Origin of the sequence: Arthrobacter sp. TB 26, from assembly GCF_000427315.1 — a bacterium.
Lineage (GTDB): Bacteria > Actinomycetota > Actinomycetes > Actinomycetales > Micrococcaceae > Arthrobacter.
Window position 1 is genome coordinate 584 of record NZ_AUPJ01000327.1, and the last position, 3,913, is coordinate 4,496.

General features: G+C 65.4%; 5 protein-coding genes. 4 read left to right on the forward strand and 1 reads right to left on the reverse strand.

Going from position 1 to position 3,913, the window contains the following annotated elements; genetic code table 11:
- Positions 1-48: 48 nt before the first annotated feature.
- Positions 49-435 (reverse strand): DUF1844 domain-containing protein, encoded by a 387-nt coding sequence (locus K789_RS0112370; protein WP_024367018.1) that lies wholly within the window; start codon positions 433-435, stop codon positions 49-51.
- A 441-nt stretch (positions 436-876) separates the two neighbouring features.
- Between K789_RS0112370 and infC the strand changes: the two genes are divergently transcribed.
- The 4 genes from infC to K789_RS0112390 all read left to right on the forward strand — a co-directional run bounded on the left by infC (position 877) and on the right by K789_RS0112390 (position 3,868).
- Positions 877-1,980: a translation initiation factor IF-3 gene (gene infC, locus K789_RS0112375; RefSeq protein WP_024367019.1), complete on the forward strand. Its 1,104-nt coding sequence runs from the start codon at positions 877-879 to the stop codon at positions 1,978-1,980.
- Between the two features lie 115 nt (positions 1,981-2,095).
- Entirely contained in the window at positions 2,096-2,290 is a 195-nt protein-coding gene (rpmI, locus tag K789_RS0112380) for a 50S ribosomal protein L35 (protein ID WP_009358635.1), read from the forward strand.
- Positions 2,291-2,408: 118 nt separating this feature from the next.
- The gene (gene rplT, locus K789_RS0112385; RefSeq protein ID WP_024367020.1) at positions 2,409-2,888 is read left to right on the forward strand and encodes a 50S ribosomal protein L20; all 480 of its coding nucleotides are present in this window, start codon (positions 2,409-2,411) and stop codon (positions 2,886-2,888) included.
- A 65-nt stretch (positions 2,889-2,953) separates the two neighbouring features.
- The gene (locus tag K789_RS0112390; RefSeq protein ID WP_024367021.1) at positions 2,954-3,868 is read left to right on the forward strand and encodes a TrmH family RNA methyltransferase; all 915 of its coding nucleotides are present in this window, start codon (positions 2,954-2,956) and stop codon (positions 3,866-3,868) included.
- The last annotated feature ends 45 nt before the right edge of the window (positions 3,869-3,913 follow it).

Consider the following 3,913-nt stretch of genomic DNA (forward strand, 5'->3'; position numbering starts at 1 on the left):
GCCGCGTTGTAGCTGGCCTGCTGGTTGCAGCTGGCTTGCTGGTTGTGCCTAGTTGACCGGGCCGGTGTACTTCTCGCCCGGACCCTTGCCCGGCGCATCCGGAATGATGGACTCCTCCCGGAAGGCCAGCTGCAGGGAACGCAGACCGTCGCGCAACGGTCCGGCGTGCTGGGAGCCGATCTCCGGGGCGGCCGCGGTGACCAGGCCGGCCAGGGCCGTGATCAGCTTGCGGGCCTCGTCCAGGTCCTTGAGTTCTTCGGCGTTCTCCTCGGCTGCGAGGCCAAGCTTCACGGCGGCGGCGCTCATGAGGTGCACGGCGGCGGTAGTGATGACCTCGATCGCGGGCACCTCGGAGATGTCGCGGATCTGCTGTGAGACGTCGGCTTGGGCGCTGGCGGGCTCGTAAACGTGTGAATTACTGTCTGAAGTGCTCATGCTGGTAAGCTTGTCACAGACCGACTGATTGTCGTTATTTCGCTCCAGTTCTACTGCTTTTGGTAGTACTGCGGCGGTATGACAGCCGGAACCCGTCCGCAACCAACATGGCTGTCATGTAGGTGCGCCGGACGGGATTTCTTCTGTAGAATCGACTTTCAGTTTGCAAGCGGAGTTCTCTCCCACCCGCGTCAACCGCTCTCCTTCGGGAAGCTTCGCAAGAAGCAAGGTTGCCGGGTACCTGGTCGGGCATTTTTCCCGGGCGCCAGCCCTGGCAGGATGCATGCCGCCTCACACGAGGCAGGCAGTTCCGATCTTCGAGGCCTTCGATTGCTCCGGCAATTGGGGGCCTTCTCTTTTTGCCGGTGGAATACCCCTCACGAACACAGGAGCTTTAACATTAGCGAGCCAAGAATCAATGAGCGTATCCGCGTCCCCGAGGTGCGGCTGGTCGGCCCTGCAGGCGAGCAAGTAGGCGTTGTCCGTATTGAGGATGCCCTGCGTTTGGCTGCCGAGTCCGATCTTGATCTCGTTGAAGTTGCACCGCAGGCCAAGCCTCCGGTGTGCAAGCTGATGGACTTCGGCAAGTACAAGTACGAAGCCGCAGTCAAGGCACGTGAAGCCCGGAAGAACCAGACCAACACGGTCCTGAAGGAAATCCGCTTCCGCCTGAAGATCGACACCCACGACTATGAGACGAAGCGCGGCCACGCGCTCCGCTTCCTCGGCGCCGGTGACAAGGTCAAGGCCATGATCCAGTTCCGCGGCCGTGAGCAGCAGCGCCCCGAGATGGGCATCCGCCTGCTCCAGCGCTTCGCGGACGACGTCGCTGAAGTCGGCGTTGTGGAGTCCAGCCCGCGGATCGATGGCCGCAACATGGTCATGGTGGTCGGACCCCTGAAGAACAAGGCAGAAGCCAAGGCAGAGGCCCGCCGCGCATCGCAGCGTGCGGAAGCCAAGGCCGAAAACGAAGCCAAGGCCTCGGGTGACTTCCGCGTTGACACGTCCGGTCCTGAGGCACCCCTGACACAGTCGCTCGCCGACCTTCTTCCGGAGGGCTACCAGGTCCGGACTGAGGCACCCGAGGCTGAGGCCGCTGCAACGGAGGCTCCGGCAACGGAAGCTCCCGCCGCCGTCGAGGCTCCGGCTGAAAAGGTCGAGGCGGACAAGGCTGAAGCCGCGGAGGCCCCGGCCGCCGAGGCCAAGGTCGAGGAAGCCCCGGCAGCGAAGGCTCCCGTCCAGGAAGCGCCGAAGCAGGAGGCACCCAAGGCTCCCAAGGCCGCTCCGAAGCGCGAGGCCCCGAAGACTGAGGCTCCGAAGGCCGCTGCCAAGCCGGCAGTAGCCAAGGCGCCCGCAGCGCCCAAGGCCGCAGCCAAGGTTCCGGAAGCCGCCAAGGCTCCCGAGGCTGAAAAGGCCGCTCCGGCGGCAGCGCCGAAGCCGGTTGCTGCCCCGAAGCCGGTCCCGCGTCCCGCGGCGCCGAAGCCTGCTGCACGGCCGGCTGCCCCGAAGGCCGCCGCCAAGCCGGGCACCAAGAAGACCAACTAGTTCAGGGCTGCCGGACAGCAATGTCCGGCAGCAAGCAACCAGCACGCCGCCCGCAGGGGCGGCTGCACGAAAGACTGCAGACCTTGTCTGCGGATACGTAAGGAGATCGGTTCCCATGCCGAAGATGAAGACCCACAGCGGTGCTAAGAAGCGCTTCAAGCTGACCGGCAGCGGCAAGCTGCGCCGCCAGCAGGCCAACCGCCGCCACTACCTCGAGCACAAGTCCTCCAGGCTGACCCGCCGCCTCGCCGGCGACAAGATCGTCTTCAAGGGCGACGCCAAGGTCATCCGGAAGATGCTCGGCATCTAAGTTCCAAGTTCTCTGACTGTTGCCACCTGGCAGCGGTCAACTACCAAAAAGGCTTCTCAGGCCAGCCGGTTGTTCCGGCAGTAGATGCTTGGGATCAGATTTTCGAAGGAGTACGCACGTGGCACGTGTGAAGAGGGCGGTCAACGCCCACAAGAAGCGCCGGGTTATCCTTGAGCGCGCAAAGGGCTACCGTGGACAGCGTTCACGCCTGTACCGCAAGGCCAAAGAGCAGCTGCTGCACTCGTTTGTGTACAGCTACGGCGACCGCAAGAAGAAGAAGGGCGACTTCCGCCGCCTGTGGATCCAGCGCATCAACGCCGCATCCCGCGCCAACGGCCTGACCTACAACCGCCTGATCCAGGGCCTCAAGGCCGCTGAGGTCGAGGTTGACCGCCGCATGCTGGCCGAGCTTGCCGTTTCCGATGCCAACGCCTTCGCTGCGCTGGTCAAGATCGCCAAGGACGCCCTGCCCGCCGACACGTCCGCTCCGGCCGTCCAGGCTGAGGCTGCACCGGCCGCCAAGAAGCCCGCTGCGAAGAAGGCCCCCGCCAAGAAGCCGGCCGCCACGAAGCCTGCCGCTGACAAGGCTGCCGAGTAGTACCTGAGGTAGTTCACGAACTACGTCGTTCAAGAGCCGGCCGGAAAAGCCACTAAGGTTCTTGTATGAACGAAACCGGGCGCCCGCAAGACTTTCCACTTTCCAATCCTCGAGCTGATCGGGTGAGGAAGGTGGCACAGCTTGCCGGGCGCCCGGCCCGTTTAAAGCGCCGCGAGTTCCTGGCGGAGGGGCCGCAGGCGGTCCGCGAAGCCCTCGTCCTTCATCAGAAGAGGATTGCCGCGGGGGAGCCCGGCATCGTCTATGAGGTCTACGCGAGCGAGTCCTGCCTGGACCGGCACCCGGACCTGGAGACGCTGGCGGAGGGCACCACCGCCTACCTCGCCACCGACGAAGTACTTGCCGCGATGGCGGACACGGTCACCCCACAGGGCATTCTCGCGGTCTGTGGCTTCCTGGACGTCAGCCTCGAGCAGGTGCTCGACGCCGGCCCGCAACTGGTTGCCGTGCTGTGCGAGGTCCGGGATCCCGGCAACGCCGGCACCGTGCTGCGTGCCGCCGACGCGGCCGGTGCGGACGCCGTCGTCCTGACTGCGTCCAGCGTCGACATCTACAACCCCAAGGCCGTACGGTCCACGGCGGGATCCCTCTTCCACCTGCCCGTTGTCCTCGGCGCCGGGATCGAGGAGATCGTGGCCCGCTGCAAGGAACGCGGCATCGGCGTGCTGGCCGCCGACGGCTACGGCCAGCTCAACCTGGACCGGCTGCAGGACCAGAACGCCGCCCGCCGGCTGGGCGCACCGGCGCAGGATGCCGGGTATGCCCTGGAGAACCCGACAGTGTGGCTCTTCGGCAACGAGGCCCAGGGCCTGTCCGAGGAGGAACTCGCGCTGGCCGACCACCGGGTGGCCGTGCCCGTTTACGGCGCTGCTGAAAGCCTCAACCTGGGCACCGCGGCGACCGTCTGCCTGTACGCCAGCGCCCGTTCGCAGCAGGACGGCGGAATGCCGCAACAACGCTAGCTTCAGGGGACCGTTCACCGGTCCCGGGCGTGGCCAAAAAAGTAC